This window comes from Methanobacterium subterraneum, assembly GCF_002813695.1.
Lineage (GTDB): Archaea > Methanobacteriota > Methanobacteria > Methanobacteriales > Methanobacteriaceae > Methanobacterium > Methanobacterium subterraneum.
In genome coordinates this window covers 1,915,153-1,937,697 of the sequence record NZ_CP017768.1, presented here as the reverse complement: position 1 = coordinate 1,937,697, position 22,545 = coordinate 1,915,153, and the positions used below count along the sequence as shown (strand labels likewise).

Here is a 22,545-nt window from a genome sequence, read left to right as displayed (position 1 = left end):
AAACGTTATTATTGGCTTTTAATATCATTTTAAGAACTTGCCACTAGTTTTTTAACTTTTCTCACCAAAACCTTTTTAAAGCTCAAAATATAAAGAAACTTGGATAAGGCTTTTTATGAATTACCATTTTAAGCACAATTAACTCAATGGAGGCATTATTATGAGTACAGAATCATTTGAACGTTGTAATCAGATTTTAAAGCATATTATGGGGGACACAAGCGTGCCTAGGAATATTAGGAGGGCCGCTGAAGAATCTAAGAATTTGTTATCGCAGGATGATAATGAACCCACTGTCCGGGCCAGTACGGTTATATCCATCTTAGACGAAATAAGCAACGATCCTAACATCCCAATTCATGCAAGAACCCTGATATGGAATGTTTTAAGTGAATTAGAATCAGTACGTGAATAAATTTAAATTTCTTATTTTTAGAAGGTTACACTTGAAGTTTACCTTCTAGGAATTATTTAAAATAATTTTTTTGCTATAAAATATTCTTTTTTTAAAAAAATTGACCTTTAAATACATAATGAGCTTTAAAAAAATCAAAATATACTTATTTATTATTTTTACAATTATTAATTAATTTTTTTCCAGATTAAAAATATTAATTCGGGGGGTCTTGTTTTTCATATTAGAATCAGGCTAGAACTCCATATTACTTAAAACTCGTGAGATGAATTGGATTTTAGCAGTTTCTTCCACGAATTCAGCTAAAAGTGCTGCTTCTGTGAGGTTTTCTCCAGTTGCAACCACCCCGTGTCTTTCTAGAATAATCACATCTTCTTCTTTGAGAGCTTTACCAACTAGTTGGGCTAGTTTCATGGTTCCTGGCTGAGCATAGTCCACCATTTTTAGGAAAGGCATCTTTAGTTCCCCAAAACCTTCTAAACGTTCAATTTTCTTACCTGACATTGCAAAACCAGTGGCGTATGCTGAATGAGTGTGAACTATTCCCTGAACATTTTTGTTTTTATATACTTCCAGGTGAAGATGGAGTTCTGATGATGGATTTGCACCACCAGCCAGTATATCTCCTTCCATGTTTAACAGTACTATTTCATCTTCTCTGACCTGTCCCAATGAAACTCCGCGGGGAGTTATGGCCACAGTATCCTGGAAACGGGCACTAATATTTCCGGATTTACCTGGTGTCAGCCCTTTATTGTAAAGATAATGAGCGATTTCACATATTTCACTGGTTAAAGAAGTGTGGTTCATAAATTTAATCTCCAAATCACTTATTATTCTAATTGATCTTTTTTAAAGAGATGATTTTAACTGAAGTCCAGCATTTTAAGACTTCCATTATTTATTACCGGTACCTGGGCACAGGTAGGTACGATGTTGTAGATCTTCTGGAATTCGGTTTGGGACTGGAAGGTGCCGCTGTTAATCAGGTGCACACCTTTGTATCTTTTGTAACTGTTAATATGAACGTGTCCGGTGTGTAAAACATCTGGAATTTCTTCAATGACTAAATGGTCTTCTATTTCAGATGCTAATGGCGTTCGCTCCCCGTAGATAGGTGCTAGGTGTCTTTTTTCCATGAGTTCCTTCATTATAAGATCGGATTGCTGGTGACTCATGCCCTTAACAGTCATGGCTATATCGTCAAAGCTACGTCCATGATATATGAGGACTTTAATACCATCCAAGCTTACCATGGCAGGGTTACTAACGAATTCCAGGTTTTTAAGTTCGTAAAGACCTTTAGCATAATCTTCGGGTATGGCTGGTTGTGGCTCTGCCAGACGACTGGCATCGTGGTTCCCTGGGGCTATTATGATTTTGACATGGCTTATCTCACCAAATAATCGTGCCGCTTCTTCATACTGTTGGTGGATATCTTTTATGGTCAGTTCTTTGTCCTGGTGGGGGTAGACTCCAATACCATCCACTATATCCCCGGCCACCACCACGTACTTCACGTTGTTGGCAATCTCTTGCTGGTTATCATCCCCGAAATCCCCATTTATCCATTTGATAAACCGGTCAAAGGCTTTGTCCAGGAAGGTGGAGCTGCCGATGTGAATGTCGCTTAAGAACACGGTGGCAAAGTCCATCGGTTTTTCATCAATACGGGGTACTCCTGGATTTACCAGTGCACTGGCCATTATCAGGGTGCCTTTCCTGCTACCTATAATTCCAATAACTTCGTCCTTCAATAATGTTTCTGATTGCTCAAAGACTTCATGATTTTCTTTATGTATTAGTACGGTGGCACTACCACTTTCATCCTCTATTTCAATGATTTTATGATTATTTTTTGTGTAACGTACATCATTGACCATACCCACAATTTTAATCACATCGTCACGGCTCATGGCTTCTTTAATTGAATAACTGTCTTTAAGTTCTCTTTTGTAGGTTAACAGTTCCCTTAGTTTATGGTATCGGCTTTTGAAGTAACTGGAAAGATCCTTGATTTCTCCATTGGTGTAAGATTTGTGACTGGCATCTTTAAGTATGTGGAAATCGAAATCCTGGGGTACCAGTTTCATTTGAGCACGCTGATTATTGGAATAGGTTGAACCAATCATTGCACTTGTTGATTGGCCAAGATAATCATCCACTACTTTACCAGTGAGGACCATCATTTCGGGGGAGGAAATAGTCATATGTTTGATGAGTGAATCCACCAGATTGGGTGACGCATCATAACTTTTAATTTTATTGTAAGCTGATTCATCAAGAAGTATTTCCGCATCGGCAAATTTTAATATAATATCATCAGTCATAGGCACTCCGGCTGAATTGTTGGAAATTGGATTTGATTCCCATTATTTCTGTAATATTAGTTTGAATATTTTTACATCAAATCATTGATTACGATTACATCAAATTCATTTTAATATTACAACAAATTCAATTTTAATTATATCATCATCTTAGGTATAAATCAACTTTTTGACTTAACTTTCTAAATTTTTCTCGGAAATGTTCCATCATTTCCATTGACTTTACCATTTCAGCACGGGCTTCTCCGGGCAAACCTTTTTTTGAGAGAATAAGATATTCTGAATTGGCAACTAAAGCATCTTGAAAAATAATCAATGTTTTCAGAATTTTAATTTGTAGTGGTTTACACTTTGAAGGTGGGCTTAGTCTTTCGTATCTGAAGAATATTTTTTCCATGTTTTTTCTGAGGTTATCCAGTTCACGATAAGTTTCATCAATATCTATTTCACCACCACTTTCTCTGATAAAAATTTTCCTTATTAAAATTAGTTGAATTCCAGTATCCTTTAAACAATTCTTGCTTTTTTTCAAGAACTGCTTTTTAGTCATTCCAAACATTAAACACGACCTATAACTAATTAAAAATTTGTTTTCGATATAAATATTGTTCTTAATTTATAATAAACATATGTTCATGGTTTAATCAAATATCCTCCTAATACTCTCAATGTTTATCTTAGCATGCACTCCGTATTCAAATGGACTAAATTTTCTGCTAATGAAATAAGGAATGATATTCATAGAAACGTAGATCCAATTTCTCCCAAAACATTTAATATAAATGGTTGGTAAGATTGATAAAATACTAATAGAATAGGGATTATATATTTTTTGCCTTTAAATGTAATGTCCTGATTTAGCTAATCCCTATCTCTTACCTGTTAAATCTATAAAATATTCCAAAAGATTGAATTAACCAATCTTTTAACGATTAATCAAAGCTAATGCATAATTAGAAATTAGAGATTTCAATAACATTTAATTCACATATTAAAATAAACTCATTACACACGATTTAAGGTGATATAATTGTCCAAGGCTGTTAAGATAATCCTATTCCTAATATTCTTTGCCGTATTCTTCGAGGCAGGTCTATTTGCATCTTACACAATTGTTACTCAACAACCACCCAATCCTGTTGATCTCATTGAAATGCAAATAAATGGAGTTGCCTCCCTTTTCAATTTGGGTCCCAAAATTGCCACTCAGAAGAATTTGAATATTGTAAATGAGAATGAAGTGGTGGAAGCCCTGAAAACCAAGACTGGTATTGATGGAATTAACTTGCAGAGCCTTTCAGCTCAAACTTACCAGGACACAGACGAAGACACCATCAATGTTAACATAACTGCCATGGGATACAAGGATTCCCAGACTGGTGGGAAAACAGGTAATGCGTCCAGTGGCCCTATTGTCATCAAATCCAATGAAACTTACAGTATAACTGCCACTGCAGTGGCCAAACCAAAAACCAAAGGTGTTCAGATTGATGTGGGTTCTATAGTCATTACTTCCACTCGTGTACTGTACAATACTTGATTAAAACTATTTTCTATAACTGGTGAATATTTATGATTAAAATTGTTGGTATAGGGCCCTGCAGGGAAGACATGACTTTAAGGGCTCTTAAGGCCCTGGAAGAATCAGATGTGGTTATTGGATACGGAGCCTACACCAGAAAGATAAAGGATCTTCTGGATGGTAAAGAAGTTATTTCCAAGGGCATGGGTCAGGAAGTGGACCGAGCAGAACTAGCTATTGAATATTCCAAAAAAGGATATCAGGTAGTGGTCATAAGCAGCGGAGATCCTGGTGTCTATGGGATGGCAAATGTAATCTATCAAATTAGGGGAAAGTACTCGGGGGTGGAGGTGGAAGTAATTCCAGGAGTTACTGCTGTAAACTATTCTGCAGCTCTTTTAGGATCTCCTTTACATGATTTTGCGGTTATCAGCCTTAGCGACATACTCACCCCTCTTTCTGAGATCAAAAGAAAGATCACTGCTGCTGCTGAGGCGGATTTCATCATCTCATTTTACAACCCTCGAAGCAAGAGAAGAACCGAGCCATTGAACGAGGCTTTAAAAATACTTCGCAATATTAAAAGTCCCAAAACCCCGGTGGGGATAGTTAAAACCAGTGAAAAAGGTTCTGAGGTTCGAATAGTATCTTTACATGAGTTGAATGAGGAAGATGTGGATATGAACACCACCTTACTGGTGGGCAACACCTTCACCTATGTGGATGGGGGTAAAATGGTTACCCCGCGAGGATATGTTATACCTTATTCAACCCATCCTCTGGCAGAGGAATTTTACCAGAAATATCTGGCTGGAGATGGTAATAATGGTTCTAACACTGCCTGCGAATATTATCCCTGCCATAATCACCCTCAAAATTGCACGTTTTGTTACTGTCCTTTCTATCCATGTGGAGATCCATCTACCGGGGGGCACTGGATAAAAGAGAAGCAGGTTTGGAGTTGTGAAGGGTGCACTTGGATACATCAGGACGATACTGTTGAGTGCATAGAGGGCAAACTACCTCAACTACTGGAAAAGGTGGAAGACCTTCAGGATAAAAAGAAGGAGCTTCTTAAATTAAGGAGAGAATGTGTTCACCTAACCAAATAATCGTAGCTTCCGTGGGTTAAAATGGGTCTGCTTACCAATCAAAAATTTATGTAAAAAATTCTTAATCAATTTTACTAAATAATGAATAATCAAAGGTCAACCGAGTGACTATTCCACTCAAAATTAATTCATACCCCTGAGTTTCAACTGTTATACTCTTTAATTTCTCTTTATCTTTATCCATCTAATTTGTCTATTTATAATAGTAATAGCAGTCCATTCTGATCCGGGGATCTGGAAAACGAAAGGGTTTGTATGATGATAATTCAGAAGAATGATATTTGAATAAATAATATTGGGTCGATCCAGCAATTTTTCCCATAGTATAATGTACCATGTCTAACATACTAACATATGTGATATAAATGATTCGAATAAAAAGAGCCTACCAGTCACCAGCCCAGAAGGACGGTTACCGGATCATGGTTGATCGAGTATGGCCACGCGGAGTGTCTAAACAAAGGTTAAAAATGGATGCATGGCTAAAAGACATAGCACCCAGCCATGATCTGCGACGATGGTTGTCCCAGAATTCCCAGAAATGGGATGAGTTCAAGACCAGATACAGAGAAGAGTTGAAAGATAAAGCTGAATTCTTAGATCAAATATTGGACTTGGAAAAGGATAAAGAGACTATTACCCTTGTTTATACATTGGGTGACACCGAACAAAATAATGCAGTGGTTCTGAAAGAAGTCTTGGATGAATTAAAGTCTTAATTCATTTATTTTATGGGATTGGAAAAGAAATTGAAATACTCATTATAAAACCTGGTTAAATTAAAAAAAAACCGGGTTCATGTTTTTATTTTTTTAATATTAATTTTTCAAAGATATTTATTCATAAAAAAGAATCTTTTCCAAGAAACAAATTTAGTTTATGATTATATTCCCCAAAAAATAAAAAAAGTATTTTGGGTTAGGCTGGTTAGTTATAAATCCAGCTCCATTATCCCTTCAAAGACAGAAACGGCGTCTCCTTCCATAAAACCGCCCAGTTTGTTGTCTTTTTCGTACACGGTTATTTTTAGGTCTCCTCCTGGGAGATGTACCAGAACATTTTTTTCCAGCAGACCTAGCTTGTAACCGGCAATAACAGTACTGGTGGCTCCAGTACCACAGGCCATGGTGAATCCAGCACCCCGTTCCCAGGTGAGCATTTCCACTTCCTGGGGGCTGACCACTCCAACGAAATGCACGTTGATCCTCTCTGGAAATGCCTTGTGGTTCTCGATAATGGGGCCCATATGGTCCAGGGCCACATCTTCCAAGTTATCAGTGAAGATAATTGCATGTGGGTTACCCACACTGATGGCAGTGAGTTTCAAGGGTTCACCATCAACCAATAATTCCTGGTCAATGAATTCCTCTTCATCAGTGGCCATGGGTACGGCACTGGTTTTGAAGGTGGCAGTCCCCATGTCAACTTTTATGGATTTCACGTTACTATTTTCGACCTGCAAGGTTAATTCTTTGATTCCTCCCAGGGTCTCCACGCTCATCTGTTTCTCTTTGATAACATCATTCTCAAAGACGTATTTGGCAAAGCAGCGAATTCCATTACCGCACATTTGGGCCTCACTACCATCACTGTTGAATATACGGAAACGGATATCAGCCTCTATGGATGGGGACACGAATATAACTCCATCAGCACCAACTGAAAATCCTCTGGTGCAAAGCTCGGCTGAAATTTCGCCCTTCTTATCTTCAGGGATCAGTTCTTCGGTGGATTCATCAATTACCACGTAATCGTTTCCCAGCCCATGCATTTTATGGAAGAGTAAAATTATTCTATCACTCATTTTAACAGCCTCAGGGGAATATTCTGTTTACGGTATAGATCAGCGAAGTTTTCCCTTTCCCTTATTATATCAACGGTACCATCACAAACCATCACCTCTGCCGGCAGTGGTCGGGAGTTGTACTGGCTGGCCATGCTAAAGGCATAGGCCCCGGCATTCATAATAGCAAGAATGTCACCTTCCTTGATTTCTGGTAGTGGTCGGGCCCTGGCGAAAAGATCTCCAGATTCACAGATATTTCCAGCCACGTCGATGTTTTCAGTGGGTTCTGCTTCAGGTTTATCTGCCACCAGGATGTGGTGGTAAGATCCGTACATGGTAGGTCGCAGTAATGTGTTAAATCCTGCGTTAACCCCTATAAATTTTCGGTAACTCTGTTTAACAGTGTTAACTTGGGTTAAAAGGTAAGATGCATCTCCTACTATGTAACGTCCCGGTTCTATGCACATGGTTGGTTGACCCATATTGTGTTCTGCAAGTTTATCCTGGTAGAGTCCCACAATCTCCTTTGCGAATTTCTCAATATCCAGTAAACCTTCCTCAGGAGTGTAAGGTATTCCCAGACCTCCACCGAAATCTATGAATTCAAATGTAACACCTGCCTCCTTGTTCACCCGGCCAGCCACGTCCATAAGGACTTGTACTGCTAATTTAAATGGTTCAGGGTCCAGAATACCAGATCCAATGTGAGTGTGGATACCCACTGGTTTGAATCCGAGTTCAATCGCTTTTTGGTAAACCTGCACTGCTTCATGTTCCATTATCCCAAACTTGGACAATTCTCCCCCGGTGATGCAGTGGTCGTGGTGACCAGCACCCACCATGGGGTTGACTCGGAATGATATTTTAGTCCCTTCTGCTCCTGGAATTTTTGCAAGACGTTCCAGCATGGACACGCTGTCCAGGTTCACGCGCACACCCGCATCAAGGGCGAATTTCAGTTCTTCAGTGGTAACATTGTTTCCTGTGTAAAGAATCCGGTCACCTTCAAATCCTGCCATTAATGCGGTGTAGATTTCTCCAGGGGAAACAGCGTCAATACAACTCCCTTCCTGTTCTAATATTTTCATCATTGCCAGGCTGGTGTTGGCTTTAGCAGCGTAGAATATTTTAAAGTCTTCATATTCATTGGTGAATGCTTGATAGACTCTTCTATAATTGTCCCGCACTCTCATTTCATCTGTAACATAAAGTGGTGTTCCATATTCCTGGGCAATTTCCAGGGCATCGGCACCCCCGATGTCCAGGTTGCCTTTTTCATTGGTCTTAAAGTGTAAGTTCATAAATGATCCTCCGAAAAGAAGTAAACATCGAATATATCTCTTTATATCTTTATAACTATTGTGTTAATCTATCTATAAATTTTAAAAATAAATCTTTAAAAAAAGTATTCCTGGAATTAAAAAAATTAAAGGGTGATTATCAGTCTGATAATCTCCTAAGTATTTCATCCAGACAGTCAGTAACGTCATTAATCTGTTCCTGGCTGATAACCAGTGGGGGGACGAATCGGAGTACTTTTTCCGCGGTGCAATTGACCAGAACTCCCTGCAGACGCATGTCATCAACCATTCTACTGCATGGCATGTCCATTTCCATTCCCAGCATCATTCCAACGCCTCGAACATCTTCCACCAGGCCGTGTTCTAGGAATAATTCCTTCAGCTGATTCTTGAAGTACTCACCATTTTCACGTGACCGGACCAGGAGTCCTTCCTCCCGGATGGTCTCCACCGATGCCAGACCCGCAGCACAAGCCAGTGGCCCACCACCAAAGGTGGCGGCATGGTCACCAGGCTGGAAAGCATTTCCAACTTCTTCGCTGGCCATAACCGCACCCATGGGGAAGCCTCCGGCAATGGCCTTGGCCAGGGTGGTGATATCCGGAGTTACTTTAAATGTCTGTGAGGCAAACATCTCACCGGTACGCCCAAAACCAGTTTGAACCTCATCAAATATCAGCAGAACATCATTTTCATGACATAATTTCTTTAATTCATCCAGATAACCTTCAGGAGGTATTATTATCCCACCTTCACCCTGAACTGGTTCAACCAGCACTGCAGCAGTTTCATTGGTTATGGCTTCACCCACAGCTTCCAAGTTACCGTAGGGTACGTGTTTAAAGCCAGGGGTCAGGGGTCCGAAGTTTTTCTTGTACTTATGTTGACCAGTGGCGGTAATGGTGGTGATGGTTCGCCCGTGGAAACTGTTTTCCATGGCAATGATCTCCCCCTTACCAGTGTACTTCCGGGCCAGTTTAATAGCTCCTTCATTGGCCTCTGCTCCACTGTTACAGAAAAAGGCCTTCTGGTGGGGTGAAACTTCAACCAGAAGTTTAGCCAGGCGCACTTGCTCCTCAGTGTAGTAAATATTGGATGTATGGATTAACTTATGAGCCTGTTTGCTGATGGCCTCAGCCACCCGTGGATGGGCGTGGCCAACGTTATTTACTGCTATTCCTGCAACACAGTCAATGTAGGCACGACCTTCCACATCCCATACCACAGCCCCCTTACCCTTTTTAAGAGCCAGAGGCTGGCGACCATAGGTTTGCATTACATATTCATTGTCCTGAGCCATTATCTCCTCTGTGTTCATATTATCACCCATGTAAATGTCATTATAATCATTTATATATGTCTCCTAAGAATTCACTTTACTATTTTTTTAAGCATTATAATAAATTATGGTTAGGGACATTATAAGCCTTATCCATCATCATTTGATTAGGGAAATGATTAAATATATTTAAAAACACACCGAATGGTTATATATTGAGGGGGAATCTACTCATCCATCGGGAATTTATTTACCCTCCCAAATGGTATTATACTTAAAAGTGATTACTGTGGAAAGGAAACTACTATGAACAGTCAAAAAACTATTTTATACATTGGATCAGCAATTCTCGTAATTATCGGAGCCTATACAGTTTACATGGGGCAGACATCACAGGGTGTAATCTGGTTCATATTAGGAGTGATCTTCCTTTCCATATCCTCCCAGCTGGGACGCCCTATTAAGGCGGTTAAAGTAAGAAAAATGATTATATTGGTATGTGCTATTATATTACTGGGAATCGGGGCCTTCATGTTATATTTTGGGGAATTTTTAGCAGGAATAGCATGGATAGTAGCCGGAATCCTGGGATTGCTGATTTCATTCATGCTGGTTGGTCACAAGGGTGTTTTGGATCCTCAATAATTATTTAAACCCATTTAAATCTTTCTAATTCATTTTTCACTTTTAATTCTTCTTTTCCAACTAGTTTCAATATTGGAATGTAAGTTTTTGCAAATTTTATTAAACATTTATTAACCGGGAAATAGTGAAACTTTTCTTAGGTGAATCTTATGAAAAAAGCGATTATTGAAACTGATAAAGGAAATATCGAACTTACCCTTTTTGAAAAGGAAGCCCCTAAAACAGTGGCTAACTTTGAGAAACTGGCCAACAGTGGATTCTACAACGGTTTAACATTCCACCGGGTTATTCCCGACTTTGTAATTCAGGGCGGATGTCCTAAGGGAAATGGAACTGGCGGACCAGGTTACACAATAAAATGTGAGATAAACCCTCATAAACATGGAACTGGAGCTCTTTCAATGGCTCATGCTGGTAAGGACACTGGTGGAAGTCAGTTCTTCATCACCCACTCCCCACAACCCCACCTGGATGGTGTGCATACTGTATTCGGTAAAGTGGTTAAGGGAATGGAAGTGGTTAACGCCATCCAACCTGGCGACGTGATGAATAAAGTCACAGTAACCGATGAATAATCACTTCTTATTTTTTTCTCATTTTTAGCCAATGTCGAGAATTACTCAGTTTTTTTTAAATCCCAATTGAATGAAACGGAATTTTATTTATAGAGCATTTCATTCAAGATCTTACCATAAACTTCAGCTATTTCTTCACAGATTTCCAAGTCACGGTCATCATAGTCCACTTCTGGATTTCCCGCAACTATTTGACCAATAACTTCCTCTTCAAATTTCACAGGAACTGATAAAAACTGACTTACTGGTTCATGCCCTGGTGGGAGGCCATGAGCAGCAGGGTGGTTGGTGATATCATGCACGTATAATGATTCACCAGTATCCAGGGAGTAACCCAGCAGTCCACCATAACTACCATCTTTTAGAACCTTAAATCGTGCTTCACCCATCTCTTCGTACATCTTGCAATCCTCTGTGAGGTGAGAAAATGATACTCCCACACTATCTCCGTTTTCAGGATCTAAAAATGCCACGTAACAGCTTTCACTTTTAAGGAACTTCTTTGTTGTATCTAAAACCAAATCTGAAACTTCTTTCAGAGTAGAATCTGGCAGCATGTCCAGAATTTTCCTTCGGAAAACATTAATATCCTCTTTACTCACCATACCAATCATCCCTCAGTGACCCGTTACCATTCCCCATCACTTACCTAATTCTCTTAACTGTTGTATAAAATTAGTAAGAATATTAATAAATATATAATCAATTCAAATGGAATTTCCCTCTCTTAGAACATTAACTAACACACCTAAAACAGATTCCAAGGGCACTATCTCTTTTTCACCCACCTCAACATACCAGAAATTACCTTCATGAAAAACCCTATTAGCAATTGCTATCTGGGATGGAAATCCGGCTATTAGTGCGTATGCACCCAATAATGGTTTTGCAAGTGTTTCATAGGGGATTAGGATTTTATCACCTTTAGCTATTCTTTTTGGGTTGATTTTAACCACTAACCATTCGTCGTGATTAAAATTTGGATTCTGATCACCTTTAACCTGGATAATAATCTTTTTCTCCCTTTGAGCTCCTCCCTGTTTTTTAATCCTCTTTTTCTGAATCCGGGCAATCAAAGCATTAACTTCTACCCGGGGAATCTTGCTTTGGAGATTGTTATAAATTCCTTGATCCATTGCTTCCTGCAGGACTCGTCCCGCATGAACTTCCCTGCAACGTGAATTCATGCTGGTGCTGCGCATGGGACACTTCCAACAGTATTTATCCTCAAGAATCTTCATAATATCCTGATAGGCTGTTCTTGTCTCCTCTTGAAATATATCTAACCTTTCCTGAAGGGCTCCCATGATAATCACTTCCTGCAGCCTATTTCTGGACAATAAATATGTCATTTAATCCATCTTTAATTTACGGTTTAAAGAGAAACTTTAAGTTATTATCCTTAAACTAGTATAATTCTATAAAGACAGGAAATATAAGTTTACGGAAATTTTAGTATTATCATTCAGATTGGGGGAGACCTTCAATGCCTAAAGCTACACTAAATGATTTAGATGAACTAGAAAAGCAAAATATCGCCTTGTCATTGTGGATGAAAGAATTCAATGCCAAAAAGATTCCTAAAGGTGTTAAAAAACGAATATTAAGCAAAAAGAACAGCCCAGAATCATTTGGAGAGCGGATGCACCACCGTGTCCAGGATCTCTTGGACAATCCAGACTCATTCACTCCCAGTTACCGGAAACGGTATGAAAAATTATTGGAACATTGTAATTCACTAACTTCAATACAGGCTTATGCTCTGAACCATCTTTTAGGCATGGACAGCAGCCGAGGATACCATTATATCCCTGATGAATCTAACCTAGAATTTCCCCGGGATTTCGCCCCGCAACTGGGATACCAGGTAGGCTGGCACTTCTTTGTAGGTAACTGTCGTGACACCCGAAGACGTGAATACGGGATCCTGGTCTCATTCTACCGTTACTCATTACTACCTCCAGAGATGGCCCACAGTTTCGGATTGTCAGATTGGGATAATCAGATATTCGAAATGCAACTGGCCATAGCCCGGGCCGGTGAAGAACACCTCCAGGCACGTCCATTTGCCATTGCCGGGACAACTGGACTTTTGAACTTTTCCAACCAACCGTTCCATTACCAGGCTGGAAATAACCGGATCATATCTGAAAAGGAAGATGAACTCTTTCCTCTCCGAGTTCAGGCCTGGGGGGTGAATCAGGGTGGTGGAGAGGATGTGGAGATGGAAGTTGATCTGGGATTCTCATCTGAAAAGGATTTCCTACTCCAGGGAAATAAAGGATGCTTACCCTGCTGTTGTGGTGTGGGCACCCTTTATTATTCCGCCACCAACCTCCGGATGGAACCGGGAAGTATCATTAAACTGGATGGTGAGGAAATAACTCTAACTCAGGGTCAATTCTGGTTCGACCATCAGTGGGGCAACGCCCTGGAACCACTGGGCAACAGCCGGTGTAAAGTAGCCCGGGCAGCCAATGTCCTGACTAAAACTTCCCATTCCAGGGGATGGGATTGGTTCATGGCCCAGTTTGATGGAAACCGGGAGATGACCATGTACGCACCACACACCGATGAAAATCTGGCATACTACTGGCAAGCCGGTGAAGAACCACCAGGCACCATGATTGTGGCGGTGAAGGGACAGTACATCGATGCGGAACACAATGTAGTAGATATGCGGGGAAACTTGAAGATTGATAAATGGGTTAAGAGTATTAAATCATCCAATCCTGAGAATTACTTCATTACCAACACCTGGTATCCAGATCACTGGGAATTCCAATTTGAAGACATGGTACCGGAAGATATCCGTCACTTCACCCTAACTCCCATCGTAAGTGGGGGGCAAACTGGTTACAATGCCAGTGGAGCTCAGTACAGTGAAGGAGGAGTCTACATCAGAAACCCAGATGGCCGGTTACTGGGGAAAGGTTTTGCTGAATCAGTTTATTACGCTGATGCCCATGGGAACATATTCCACCTGGCAGGGTTGCCAGACACGCCGGAAATGAGGAAACTCATGGAACCACCCGAACCCTCTGCACTCTTGAAGTTAAAAGGAGCACTTTACATGGCCTGGCCACCCAACCAGAGGAAGCTTAAAAATATGCTGGAAAAATGTCTGGAACAGGGATTACCCATGGATCTCATAAAATGAACCTTTGATGGATTTATATGATCTATATAAAATGTTTAGAGAGAAGAATACATTATTAAAAAATTAAGAACTTACTAAGAGGATTTATCTAATGAACAAGAGTTTAAGTATACTGGCCACTATCTTGATTTCAGTTATACTGGTTATCATCATTTTCCAGACATTCGTACTGGGACAGTACTCCATGTACAATTACCTGGCCATTGTGGCTTTTTTGGTATTTCTCTTCATCAGTATCTATGACGTGCGAAATGCCGATGAAGAAGAATAAAAATAGAGATTAAAAAAGAAAACAGGCCTATTTTTTCATTTTTTTCTTAAAGATTCTAAGAGTCCAGATTTACGGGCATAATGGAATAAATAGAGTTGAACGTAACCCGCCCATTTACCGTAACGTTCCATCCCAAATTCTCGGACTGTTTGTGGCTTTAATTCTTCACCAGGGAAGTAAAGGTCCTCTATAATTCTTTTAATCCACACATCCACCGGGAATGCTTCGCCCATACCAAAACCATATAGAAGGATACAATCAGCAACTTTTGGCCCCACACCTGGTAGTTCTAGGATGGTGTCGACGGCTTTCTCATACTTCATTTTAGATAGCTTCTGAAGATTTATTTCAGATTGAACTATACTTGCGGCCTTAATAATGTATTTTGCCCGATAACCCACACCACATGCCTGTAGATTTCTTTCAAAGACAAAATCATCAGGTAAATTGTCTTCTGCTCTTTGCATTTCTTCCAAGTCGTGTTCTGGCACATTACTCAAAACTTCTGCAGAGGGGAATGTGTAGAAATCACCTGAACTAAAACGATACCCATCACCCCATTTCCTTTTAATATCTTCTATTGAACGTGTCCAGCGTATTATGGAACAGTTTGCTGATGATATGGATGATATGATACATTCAAATGGATCATGGGCCTTGAAAAGTCGCATTCCCTGGCAGAAATCAATGGTAGGTGCTAGTTTAGGATCGTCGCCTAAAAACTGGTAAAAACGGTTTAGATCATGGTCAAGGTCGAATATTTCCCGAATTGAAGTTTCAATAGTCTTCTCTGTCATATTTTCAGGGGATTCAGCAATTATTTCAAGGTCACCTTCAGGATCTGCATCATCATGCCTAATTTTAACCAGGCAAGGGGCATCATCAATCATTATAAGCTCCTGGAAGTAAAAATTACCTTTTTTCCAGGGGGGCTGGCTGGTCTGCCCACTGTTAATGGTGAGGGATAGATTTAGAGATCCTTTGAATTTTTGTGGTGAGATAGAAAATTCACTTATCATCATTATTGATTAGTTTTTGATGATTTAAAAAAAGTTATCTTGGTGTAATTTGGTGAGCTAAGAAAAAAGAAAGAAGGAAACTGGGACTAGTTTATTTTTCATTATCTGGCTAGCACCTTTTAATAAAATGAAATAAATATTATATATGGAACTATGTACAGTAAAGAAATGATAAAGGAGCTAAAAGCTACTTTAAAATCCCTTTCGCCGGCTATCTTATTGATTATAATATTCCAAATATTATTCATTAAACAGCCATTAACCCAGTTTATCACTGTAATCATGGGCCTTATTTTCACTATTCTGGGGTTTACCCTTTTCATACAAGGAGCAAAAAAGGGCCTATTGCCTTTAGGAGAAAGCATGGGTTCTTCATTTATAGAAAAAAAGGCATTCATACTTATTTTAATATTCGGTTTTTTATTGGGCCTCACCCTGACCATTGCCGAACCTGATGTTAGGTTAGTTGCCTTCCAAATCAGTCAGATAACTGTCCTGGATATTACTCAGAATGAACTGATCTACGTAACTGCCATTGGACTGGGCATATTTACCCTGGTGGCAATCTTAAGGAACATGCTGGACTTACCCATTAAGTATATAATAGTCCCAGGCTACACTGCCGCTATAATACTCTCCATATTCACTTCCAGTGATTTTATACCCAAAGCATATGATCTGGGGGCCGTAACCACTGGTCCCATGACAGTCCCATTCCTTATAGCTATAGGTGTAGGTATAGCGTCGGTAATGGGTAATAGAGATCGGTTGGAAGCAGGGTTCGGGATAATGGCCATAGGATCCATTGGCCCGATTTTAGCCATATTAATCTGGAGTATACTAAGGGGTGGATAAAACATGGTTCTTATGGGTGCTATCGAGGTCTTAAAGGAAGTATTAGAGGCAATAGCCCCTGTATTAATACTATTTTTCATCTTTCAGGTTTTGGTTTTGAAAAAAATCCCTGAAAATATAAGAGACCTCCTATCTGGTGTGTTAATGACAATAATAGGATTTTTTTTATTCTTTTACGGTGCTAAAATAAGTTTAATCCCCATGGGTGGTCAGATTGGGACATATTTAGCGGGTGTTGACTTTTTCTGGGTGGTTATTTTAATATTCATTGTAGGAGTTTGTGCCATTCTAGCAGAACCAGCAGTGAACGTGTTCGTATACGAAGTGGAAAAGGTATCATCAGGCTATGTCCGTAAAAATATACTAATTATAAGCATTGCCTTGGGTGTTGGGGTGGCTCTTATATTTTCGGCACTGAGAATATATTTTAACTTACCCTTAGCCGTAATACTGATACCTGGCTACATAATTATCCTGTGCATGGTCATGTTAACCCCCAAGGAATTTATTGCCATTGCATTTGATTCCGGTGCAGTAGCCACCGGTCCAATGGTCGTTACCTTTGCATTGCCAATAATGACTAGTTTAGCCATTGGATTAAGGGGTGGTGATTCAGGAATTTTAGGTTTGGGAACTGTAGGATTGGTGGCCATGTTTCCCATCGCATCCATATTGATGATAGGAATTCTACTGAAAAGGAGGGAAAAATCATGAACAATACCTGTTCCAGTTTTAAATTAATATACGTGATAGTTGAGGCAGGGCGTGGAAGTCATATAATGGAATCCGCCCGGAAGGCGGGTGCTGAAGGAGGAACCATATACTTTGGAAGAGGAACCAGCATACACGAACATGGTAAATTTTTTGGCATGCCCATTGAACCAGAAAAAGAAGTGGTTATGATAGTTATTAAAGAATCCCTAGTAAATCAGGTATTTGAAGCCATAGTACTTGAAGGAGAGATAAACACTCCAAGGAAAGGAATAGCATTCATACTGGATGTTGATAGAGTAGCCGGGATATGCCACTTAAATGAACATGAATCCAAATAAGAGTCCGGAACTGTTAATTTAATAGTTAATAAGATTAAATTGGGAGATAAATGATTATTCACTGGAAATAAACGGAATATAATATCGGGGAGTATGTTAGGGATTGATACTGATGAAAAGCAAAAATGAAGAACATAAATTAAAACTCACCGTAGCGGGAATTTTATTCTTTCTAGCTGCTTCTGTGGTCTTAATGGGCATTATAACTGGTGAAATATTCTACCCCGAAGAACTCACCTACACCACACCTAAAAGCATGATAAGTGATTTAGGGTCCACTGTACCACCCAACAGCATCATAACCCAGCCATCGGCAACTATATTCAACATTTCTATGATGATTGCCGGAATACTAATATTAGTGGGTAATTATTTCCTTTTCAAATTTTACCATGAAAAAATAGCAGGAATATTAATAGGATTACTGGGACTGGGAGTTCTGGGGGTGGGAATCTTCCCCGGAAATATGACACCAATGCACCCAATATTTTCATTAATGGCATTCATAAGTGGGGGATTAGCTGCTATTTACTCCTACCGATTAATCAAATCAACATTTAAATATATTGCAATTATTTTTGGAATTATCTGTCTGTTTTTCCTCTTCACATCCACCATGTTCATTCCTGTGCTGGGTGGGGGTGGGGTGGAAAGATGGGTAGCCTATCCCGTTGTCCTGTGGTTACTGGGATTCGGGGGTTACATTATTGGTCTGGGATCGAAAGAAAACACACAATAAAACAGGAAAAATATAATGGGGAAAGGGAACTGAGGGGGTTCATAAGTGTATAGAAAAGAGTACCGGAGGAAATTAACCAATCCAGAAGAAGCAGTTAAACTAATTAGGAAGGGGGATATGTTGGTGCACGGTCTTACCATGGCCGAGCCCCCAGCTCTTCTTCGTGCCGTGGCGGAACGTCTCCGTGAGGGAGACCTTGAAAAAATTAAAATGTTCAGTGTACTCCCCCTGGATAGTGTCTGTTCCACCATCCTGTCACCTGACCTGGTTGACTGTGTGGAAGCCTACAGTGGATTCGTGGACTCCGGAACCCGGGGACTGGTAAGCACAGGACTTAACTATTACGTTCCCAATCACCTCCACCAGATACCCCGACTTCTGGAGCAGTTTATTGGTGTGGATGTGTGCATAACCACGGTTTCACCCATGGATGATGCTGGATATTTCTCCTTCGGAACTGCCAACGACTTCACATCCACTGCTGCCCGGGCATCAAGGGTTTTGATTGTGGAGGTGAACCGTAACATGCCCCGGGTTTTTGGGGATTCCCTGATCCACATTTCAGAAGTGGATGCCGTGGTTGAAAATCATATGGCTATCCCTGACTTTCCCTGCGGAGATAAAAAGCCCGAGGCAGATATAATTGGCAAAAAAATATCTGCACTGGTACCAGATGGTGCCACCATCCAGATGGGTATCGGGGTCCTGCCCAATGCCGTGGCCGAACAACTGGAAAACCATAATGATCTGGGGATCCACACCGAGGTTTTTGGCCCGGGAATGGTCCACCTCATAAAGGAGGGTGTGGTAAATGGTGAGAAGAAAACCTTACATCCCCGTAAACACGTTTTCACCGTGGCCCAGGGTGACCAGGAAATGCTGGAATTCATGAACCAGAACCCGGCCATGGAAAGCTATCCCTGCTCCTATGTGAACAGCCCGGCAGTGATAGCCAAAAACGACTGTATGATCTCCATAAATTCCCTGATACAAGTGGATCTTCTGGGACAATGCAATGCCGAGTACTTGGCTGGTCATCAGTACAGTGGAACTGGCGGACAACTGGATTTCGTTAGAGGAGCCTTTGACTCCCATGAAGGGAAGTCAATCCTCGCATTTTACTCCACTGCCCGAAATGGTACTATTTCAAGGGTGGTGGACCATTTAGACCCTGGGGCCATGGTCACCACACCACGTATGGACACCCATTACCTGGTAACCGAGTATGGTGTGGCCAATCTAAAGGGAAAATCTACCAGGGAAAGGGCACAGGAGATAATCAGTATTGCCCATCCCCAATTCCGTGATGAACTCTACCGGCGTGCTGAAGAGATGTATCTGGTGTAAAAGAATGATTTTGGTGGATTTATAAAAATTTAACAAATTAAAAATAAAACGTAAGAATTTCTTTAATCTTTATAAGAAAGGCTCATTATCCAGATCAACCTCGCAATCTGAAAATTGTAGTTTCTTCTTCTTAACCCAGACAAAACCATGGTCCGGGGTGATGACTGCCACATCTATAGGGCCACCCACACCAGGCATGTCCCCTGGGTCGGCATTGATACCATCACTGAAGCGCTGTATGGCACTGGTGGTCTGGATCATCAGGGTGGCAAAGTCAATGGCATCCTGGAGGGTCATGGTCCCCCACTGGATGGCATATTCCAATCCCCTGAGTTGGGTCAGTATTAGCTGTTCGCCCTGGTTCTGGATAGCCTCTTTAACAAAATCCACATTCTGTATTCTACCATCGAATCCCAGTACTATCCTGGCGGCCACATCTCCCTGACCTAACCATGAACTCCCGTATTCCATTCCCTGTTTTTTACTGTCCCGGAGTTTCTGCACAGATCCGGGTATGGTGGCACTGTAAACCTGATGGGTCCCGTCGGGATTGTAACCAGCTACCAGTATTTCAATGGGGTCCGCCCGGGCCATACCATTTTCAATGGTTCCCTGGGGTGTTCTGAAACTGAACTTCAATGACTGTTCATCCATTTCCATTTGAATAATGGCACACCCCTTGGAACTCAAGTCATTCTGGATGTTGGCCTTGATCTGGTCCATCTGATCCTTCCAGTGATATTTGTCGTTGAAGAGGTGGTGCAGTTTCCGGGCCACATCCCTCACCTCCATGTTTTTAACCTTGGACGACCGGCGGAACTCTTCAATGTACTGACTGACATTTCGCTGCACCCCTCCATCTGGTAGGAAGGCCAGGCCAGTAATGCCCACTCCAATCCTCCGGTTGATCTGGAAGAGTTTTATGGCGTTTTCACTGCCGATACGGGCCATGCCCTTCATATTACGGTAACTTTGTCTGCTATCGGCTGCTAAGACTATTCCCTCAGGGGTGGTGGTGTTGATGACCAGTGACATGTTTTTAACCTTCTTTTATTGATCAAATTCTAAATTATTAAATCACAGAATTAATTATGATTTATGATTATCTCACTTAATATTCCTAATTGTCAGGTAACGTTAATGGGGGCTATTAATCATTTTTTCCATCTATAAAAATCCTCATCTTGAAAAATAAGTATTTCTTGGATTAATTTCATTTTAATTTACCAGAACAAATCATTATTTAGAGTTTATAACTACCAGTGGCTTGTAAGGTATGTAAACCGGTTCCCACATATTGTTTTCCACTAGTGCTTCAATGTTACCATTCACTCTTTTCCGGGCAACTCCTTCCAGTATGGCCTGCCTGGCCACGGCCACCCCAATATCTTTACTCACATCCATTAACCTGGAAACTTCGGGAAGCAATCGGGTGTTATCCTCATTCAATTGGGCGGAACTGGCCAGTTCGACGATGGCAGCATCCATCATACTCGCAGTCACCCTCGCTGCCTGGCTGCTGACAACACCCAAGCCCAGCCCCGGGAATATCAGAGCATTATTGCACTGGGCCACTGGATAAGATTTCTGCCTGAATTCTACATCACTAAAAGGACTGCCAGTGGCCACCAGTGCACGACCCCCAGTCCATCTGATAATATCTTCTGGTTTGGCTTCAGTTAGGGTTAATGGATTGGATAAAGGGAATATTATCGGCCTTTCAATCTGGGATGCCATGGTGGTTACCACCTCGCGGGTGAAAGCCCCCTGCACTGTGCTGGTGCCAATGAGGATGGTGGGCTGCACATTACGCACCACATCCAGAAGTTCCCGGGGATCATCTCCCGGATCCCATTCACTGGGTTCTGTTGAACTGCAGGCGTACGGTGCTTTGAAGTAGTCAATTTTGTCCCGGGCCCCGGTTACCAGGCCCTCACGATCCATCAGATAGAAATGATCATAGGCTTCCTGGTGATTAAGGCCTTCCTTTACCATCTGTCTCCATAGTTCATCAGCTATACCACAACCAGCAGTTCCAGCACCATAGATAAGCACCCGATGATTAGATAGTTGGGTACCGGTTATTTTCAAAGCATTCAGGAGAGCGGCCATGGCAACAGCCCCGGTACCCTGTATATCATCATTGAAGGTGCACATCACATCCTGGTAACGATCCAAGTGATACCTAGCATTTTTCTTACCGAAATCCTCCCACTGGAGGAAAACATGGGGAAACTTCTCATTTATGGCATTAACCACATTTTCCACAAATTTATGGTATTCTTTAGGGCTGATACGTGGATGACGCCAGCCTAAATAGAATGGATCTTCCAGTAAGTCCGGATTATTGGTACCAACATCAATCATAATGGGTAGCATTCTCCGGGGATTGATACCGGCACATAGGGTGTAAACCACCAGTTTTGCAACTGAAATACCTATTCCATTGGCACCCTGATCACCGATACCCAGTATCTGCTCAGAATCAGTTAAAACAATCAGATCGATTTTGTCATCATCCCATTGACTCAGGATTTCATCAACATGCTCCCTTTCAGGGTAGGAAAGGTAGATTCCACGGGGTTTCCGGAATTCATCACTGTAACGTTGGATGGCCAGACCCGCAGTGGGTGTGTAGACAATGGGCATCATTTCCGGGATGTGTTCACGGATTAGACGGAAAAAAAGAGTTTCATTGGTGTTGTAAAGATTGTTAAGAAAAATATTTTTCTGCAGATCATCGGCCTGCAGGGAGAACTGACAGTAGGCCCGTTGGAGTTGTTCATCCAGAGTCTCCACAGAATGGGGTAAAAGTCCGATAAGATGGAATAATTCTCTTTCTTTAGTACTAAAAGCAGTGCCCTTATTTAGGTGTGAGGATTGAAGGAGTTGACTCCCTCTCAGATGAGTTTCAATGTATTTGGTTCCTTCTTTTTCGACAGTAATCGCTATGGATTTAAACTGTAACCCCCCATATTTTGGGAACTCCGGGATATTTGATTGTCCCCCTGGTATGGGATATAAATATAATTTCAACCTTCATATATACTTTACGGATGCAAAAGGGTGAATTTTTGTCACATTCACATTTTTGGACATGAATGATGACATAATCATGACAATTAAAAATATGGGGA

At 41.0% G+C, this 22,545-nt stretch carries 24 protein-coding genes; 13 read left to right on the top strand and 11 right to left on the bottom strand.

Translation table 11 applies throughout. From position 1 onward, the window contains the following. Positions 1-160 precede the first annotated feature (160 nt). Entirely contained in the window at positions 161-415 is a 255-nt protein-coding gene (locus tag BK009_RS09470) for a UPF0147 family protein (protein ID WP_100905245.1), read from the top strand. 234 nt (positions 416-649) lie between these two features. Here the strand turns inward: BK009_RS09470 and BK009_RS09465 are convergent, their stop codons facing one another. From BK009_RS09465 to BK009_RS09455, 3 genes are all read right to left on the bottom strand, one after another. Beyond that, a complete protein-coding gene (locus tag BK009_RS09465) occupies positions 650-1,225 on the bottom strand; it encodes a class II aldolase/adducin family protein (protein WP_100905246.1) in 576 nt (191 codons plus the stop codon). Positions 1,226-1,281: 56 nt separating this feature from the next. Beyond that, a complete protein-coding gene (locus tag BK009_RS09460) occupies positions 1,282-2,745 on the bottom strand; it encodes a DNA-directed DNA polymerase II small subunit (RefSeq protein ID WP_100909462.1) in 1,464 nt (487 codons plus the stop codon). A gap of 145 nt (positions 2,746-2,890) precedes the next feature. Further along, entirely contained in the window at positions 2,891-3,304 is a 414-nt protein-coding gene (locus BK009_RS09455; RefSeq protein WP_100905248.1) for a hypothetical protein, read from the bottom strand. Between the two features lie 471 nt (positions 3,305-3,775). On the opposite strand from BK009_RS09455, the gene BK009_RS09450 reads away from it, so the two are divergent. From BK009_RS09450 to BK009_RS09440, 3 genes are all read left to right on the top strand, one after another. Further along, positions 3,776-4,285, top strand: a complete 510-nt coding sequence (locus tag BK009_RS09450; protein WP_100905249.1) for a hypothetical protein — start codon at positions 3,776-3,778, stop codon at positions 4,283-4,285. Between the two features lie 32 nt (positions 4,286-4,317). Next, positions 4,318-5,379 (top strand): precorrin-3B C(17)-methyltransferase, encoded by a 1,062-nt coding sequence (gene cobJ / locus BK009_RS09445; RefSeq protein WP_100905250.1) that lies wholly within the window; start codon positions 4,318-4,320, stop codon positions 5,377-5,379. Between the two features lie 365 nt (positions 5,380-5,744). Further along, the gene (locus tag BK009_RS09440; protein ID WP_100905251.1) at positions 5,745-6,098 is read left to right on the top strand and encodes a DUF488 domain-containing protein; all 354 of its coding nucleotides are present in this window, start codon (positions 5,745-5,747) and stop codon (positions 6,096-6,098) included. Positions 6,099-6,310: 212 nt separating this feature from the next. Here the strand turns inward: BK009_RS09440 and dapF are convergent, their stop codons facing one another. From dapF to BK009_RS09425, 3 genes are all read right to left on the bottom strand, one after another. After that, entirely contained in the window at positions 6,311-7,183 is an 873-nt protein-coding gene (dapF, locus tag BK009_RS09435) for a diaminopimelate epimerase (RefSeq protein ID WP_100907196.1), read from the bottom strand. Further along, on the bottom strand, positions 7,180-8,466 hold the full coding sequence (lysA, locus tag BK009_RS09430) for a diaminopimelate decarboxylase (RefSeq protein WP_100907195.1): 1,287 nt from the start codon (positions 8,464-8,466) through the stop codon (positions 7,180-7,182). The genes dapF and lysA overlap by 4 nt, the downstream gene beginning before the upstream one ends. Positions 8,467-8,605: 139 nt before the next feature. Continuing rightward, a complete protein-coding gene (locus BK009_RS09425) occupies positions 8,606-9,784 on the bottom strand; it encodes an acetylornithine transaminase (RefSeq protein WP_100909461.1) in 1,179 nt (392 codons plus the stop codon). Positions 9,785-10,051: 267 nt separating this feature from the next. Here BK009_RS09425 and BK009_RS09420 point away from each other — a divergent pair, with 267 nt between their 5' ends. Together BK009_RS09420 and BK009_RS09415 are read left to right on the top strand one after the other, a co-directional pair. Then, positions 10,052-10,390 carry a hypothetical protein gene (locus tag BK009_RS09420; RefSeq protein ID WP_100907194.1) on the top strand — a complete coding sequence of 113 codons (339 nt, stop codon included), beginning with the start codon at positions 10,052-10,054 and terminating at the stop codon, positions 10,388-10,390. A gap of 149 nt (positions 10,391-10,539) precedes the next feature. Next, a complete protein-coding gene (locus tag BK009_RS09415; RefSeq protein ID WP_100909460.1) occupies positions 10,540-10,965 on the top strand; it encodes a peptidylprolyl isomerase in 426 nt (141 codons plus the stop codon). 83 nt (positions 10,966-11,048) lie between these two features. Here BK009_RS09415 and BK009_RS09410 read toward each other — a convergent pair whose 3' ends face one another. Both BK009_RS09410 and BK009_RS09405 read right to left on the bottom strand, forming a co-directional pair. Next, positions 11,049-11,570, bottom strand: a complete 522-nt coding sequence (locus BK009_RS09410) for a GAF domain-containing protein (protein ID WP_100906694.1) — start codon at positions 11,568-11,570, stop codon at positions 11,049-11,051. A 102-nt stretch (positions 11,571-11,672) separates the two neighbouring features. After that, on the bottom strand, positions 11,673-12,317 hold the full coding sequence (locus tag BK009_RS09405; RefSeq protein WP_100909459.1) for a hypothetical protein: 645 nt from the start codon (positions 12,315-12,317) through the stop codon (positions 11,673-11,675). Between the two features lie 134 nt (positions 12,318-12,451). Here BK009_RS09405 and BK009_RS09400 point away from each other — a divergent pair, with 134 nt between their 5' ends. Together BK009_RS09400 and BK009_RS09395 are read left to right on the top strand one after the other, a co-directional pair. Then, positions 12,452-14,125 (top strand): lipocalin-like domain-containing protein, encoded by a 1,674-nt coding sequence (locus tag BK009_RS09400; RefSeq protein WP_100909458.1) that lies wholly within the window; start codon positions 12,452-12,454, stop codon positions 14,123-14,125. Between the two features lie 91 nt (positions 14,126-14,216). Further along, the gene (locus tag BK009_RS09395; protein ID WP_100905260.1) at positions 14,217-14,396 is read left to right on the top strand and encodes a hypothetical protein; all 180 of its coding nucleotides are present in this window, start codon (positions 14,217-14,219) and stop codon (positions 14,394-14,396) included. A 35-nt stretch (positions 14,397-14,431) separates the two neighbouring features. On the opposite strand, the gene BK009_RS09390 is transcribed toward BK009_RS09395, so the two are convergent. Beyond that, positions 14,432-15,415 carry a DNA glycosylase gene (locus tag BK009_RS09390; protein WP_100909746.1) on the bottom strand — a complete coding sequence of 328 codons (984 nt, stop codon included), beginning with the start codon at positions 15,413-15,415 and terminating at the stop codon, positions 14,432-14,434. A 153-nt stretch (positions 15,416-15,568) separates the two neighbouring features. On the opposite strand from BK009_RS09390, the gene BK009_RS09385 reads away from it, so the two are divergent. The 5 genes from BK009_RS09385 to BK009_RS09365 all read left to right on the top strand — a co-directional run bounded on the left by BK009_RS09385 (position 15,569) and on the right by BK009_RS09365 (position 19,408). Continuing rightward, positions 15,569-16,270, top strand: coding sequence for a DUF1538 domain-containing protein (locus BK009_RS09385; protein ID WP_100905262.1), 702 nt, complete (start codon positions 15,569-15,571; stop codon positions 16,268-16,270). Between the two features lie 3 nt (positions 16,271-16,273). Next, positions 16,274-16,984, top strand: a complete 711-nt coding sequence (locus BK009_RS09380; RefSeq protein ID WP_100905263.1) for a DUF1538 domain-containing protein — start codon at positions 16,274-16,276, stop codon at positions 16,982-16,984. Then, the gene (locus tag BK009_RS09375; protein ID WP_100909457.1) at positions 16,981-17,322 is read left to right on the top strand and encodes a P-II family nitrogen regulator; all 342 of its coding nucleotides are present in this window, start codon (positions 16,981-16,983) and stop codon (positions 17,320-17,322) included. The genes BK009_RS09380 and BK009_RS09375 overlap by 4 nt, the downstream gene beginning before the upstream one ends. 112 nt (positions 17,323-17,434) lie before the next feature. Beyond that, complete coding sequence (locus tag BK009_RS09370; RefSeq protein ID WP_100909456.1) at positions 17,435-18,061, top strand: DUF998 domain-containing protein; 627 nt, start codon at positions 17,435-17,437, stop codon at positions 18,059-18,061. A gap of 45 nt (positions 18,062-18,106) precedes the next feature. Further along, positions 18,107-19,408 carry an acetyl-CoA hydrolase/transferase family protein gene (locus tag BK009_RS09365; RefSeq protein ID WP_100905266.1) on the top strand — a complete coding sequence of 434 codons (1,302 nt, stop codon included), beginning with the start codon at positions 18,107-18,109 and terminating at the stop codon, positions 19,406-19,408. A 69-nt stretch (positions 19,409-19,477) separates the two neighbouring features. Here BK009_RS09365 and BK009_RS09360 read toward each other — a convergent pair whose 3' ends face one another. Next, a complete protein-coding gene (locus BK009_RS09360; protein WP_100907189.1) occupies positions 19,478-20,443 on the bottom strand; it encodes a hypothetical protein in 966 nt (321 codons plus the stop codon). A gap of 204 nt (positions 20,444-20,647) precedes the next feature. Beyond that, the gene (locus tag BK009_RS09355) at positions 20,648-22,444 is read right to left on the bottom strand and encodes an NAD-dependent malic enzyme (protein ID WP_236950976.1); all 1,797 of its coding nucleotides are present in this window, start codon (positions 22,442-22,444) and stop codon (positions 20,648-20,650) included. Between the last annotated feature and the right edge of the window lie 101 nt (positions 22,445-22,545).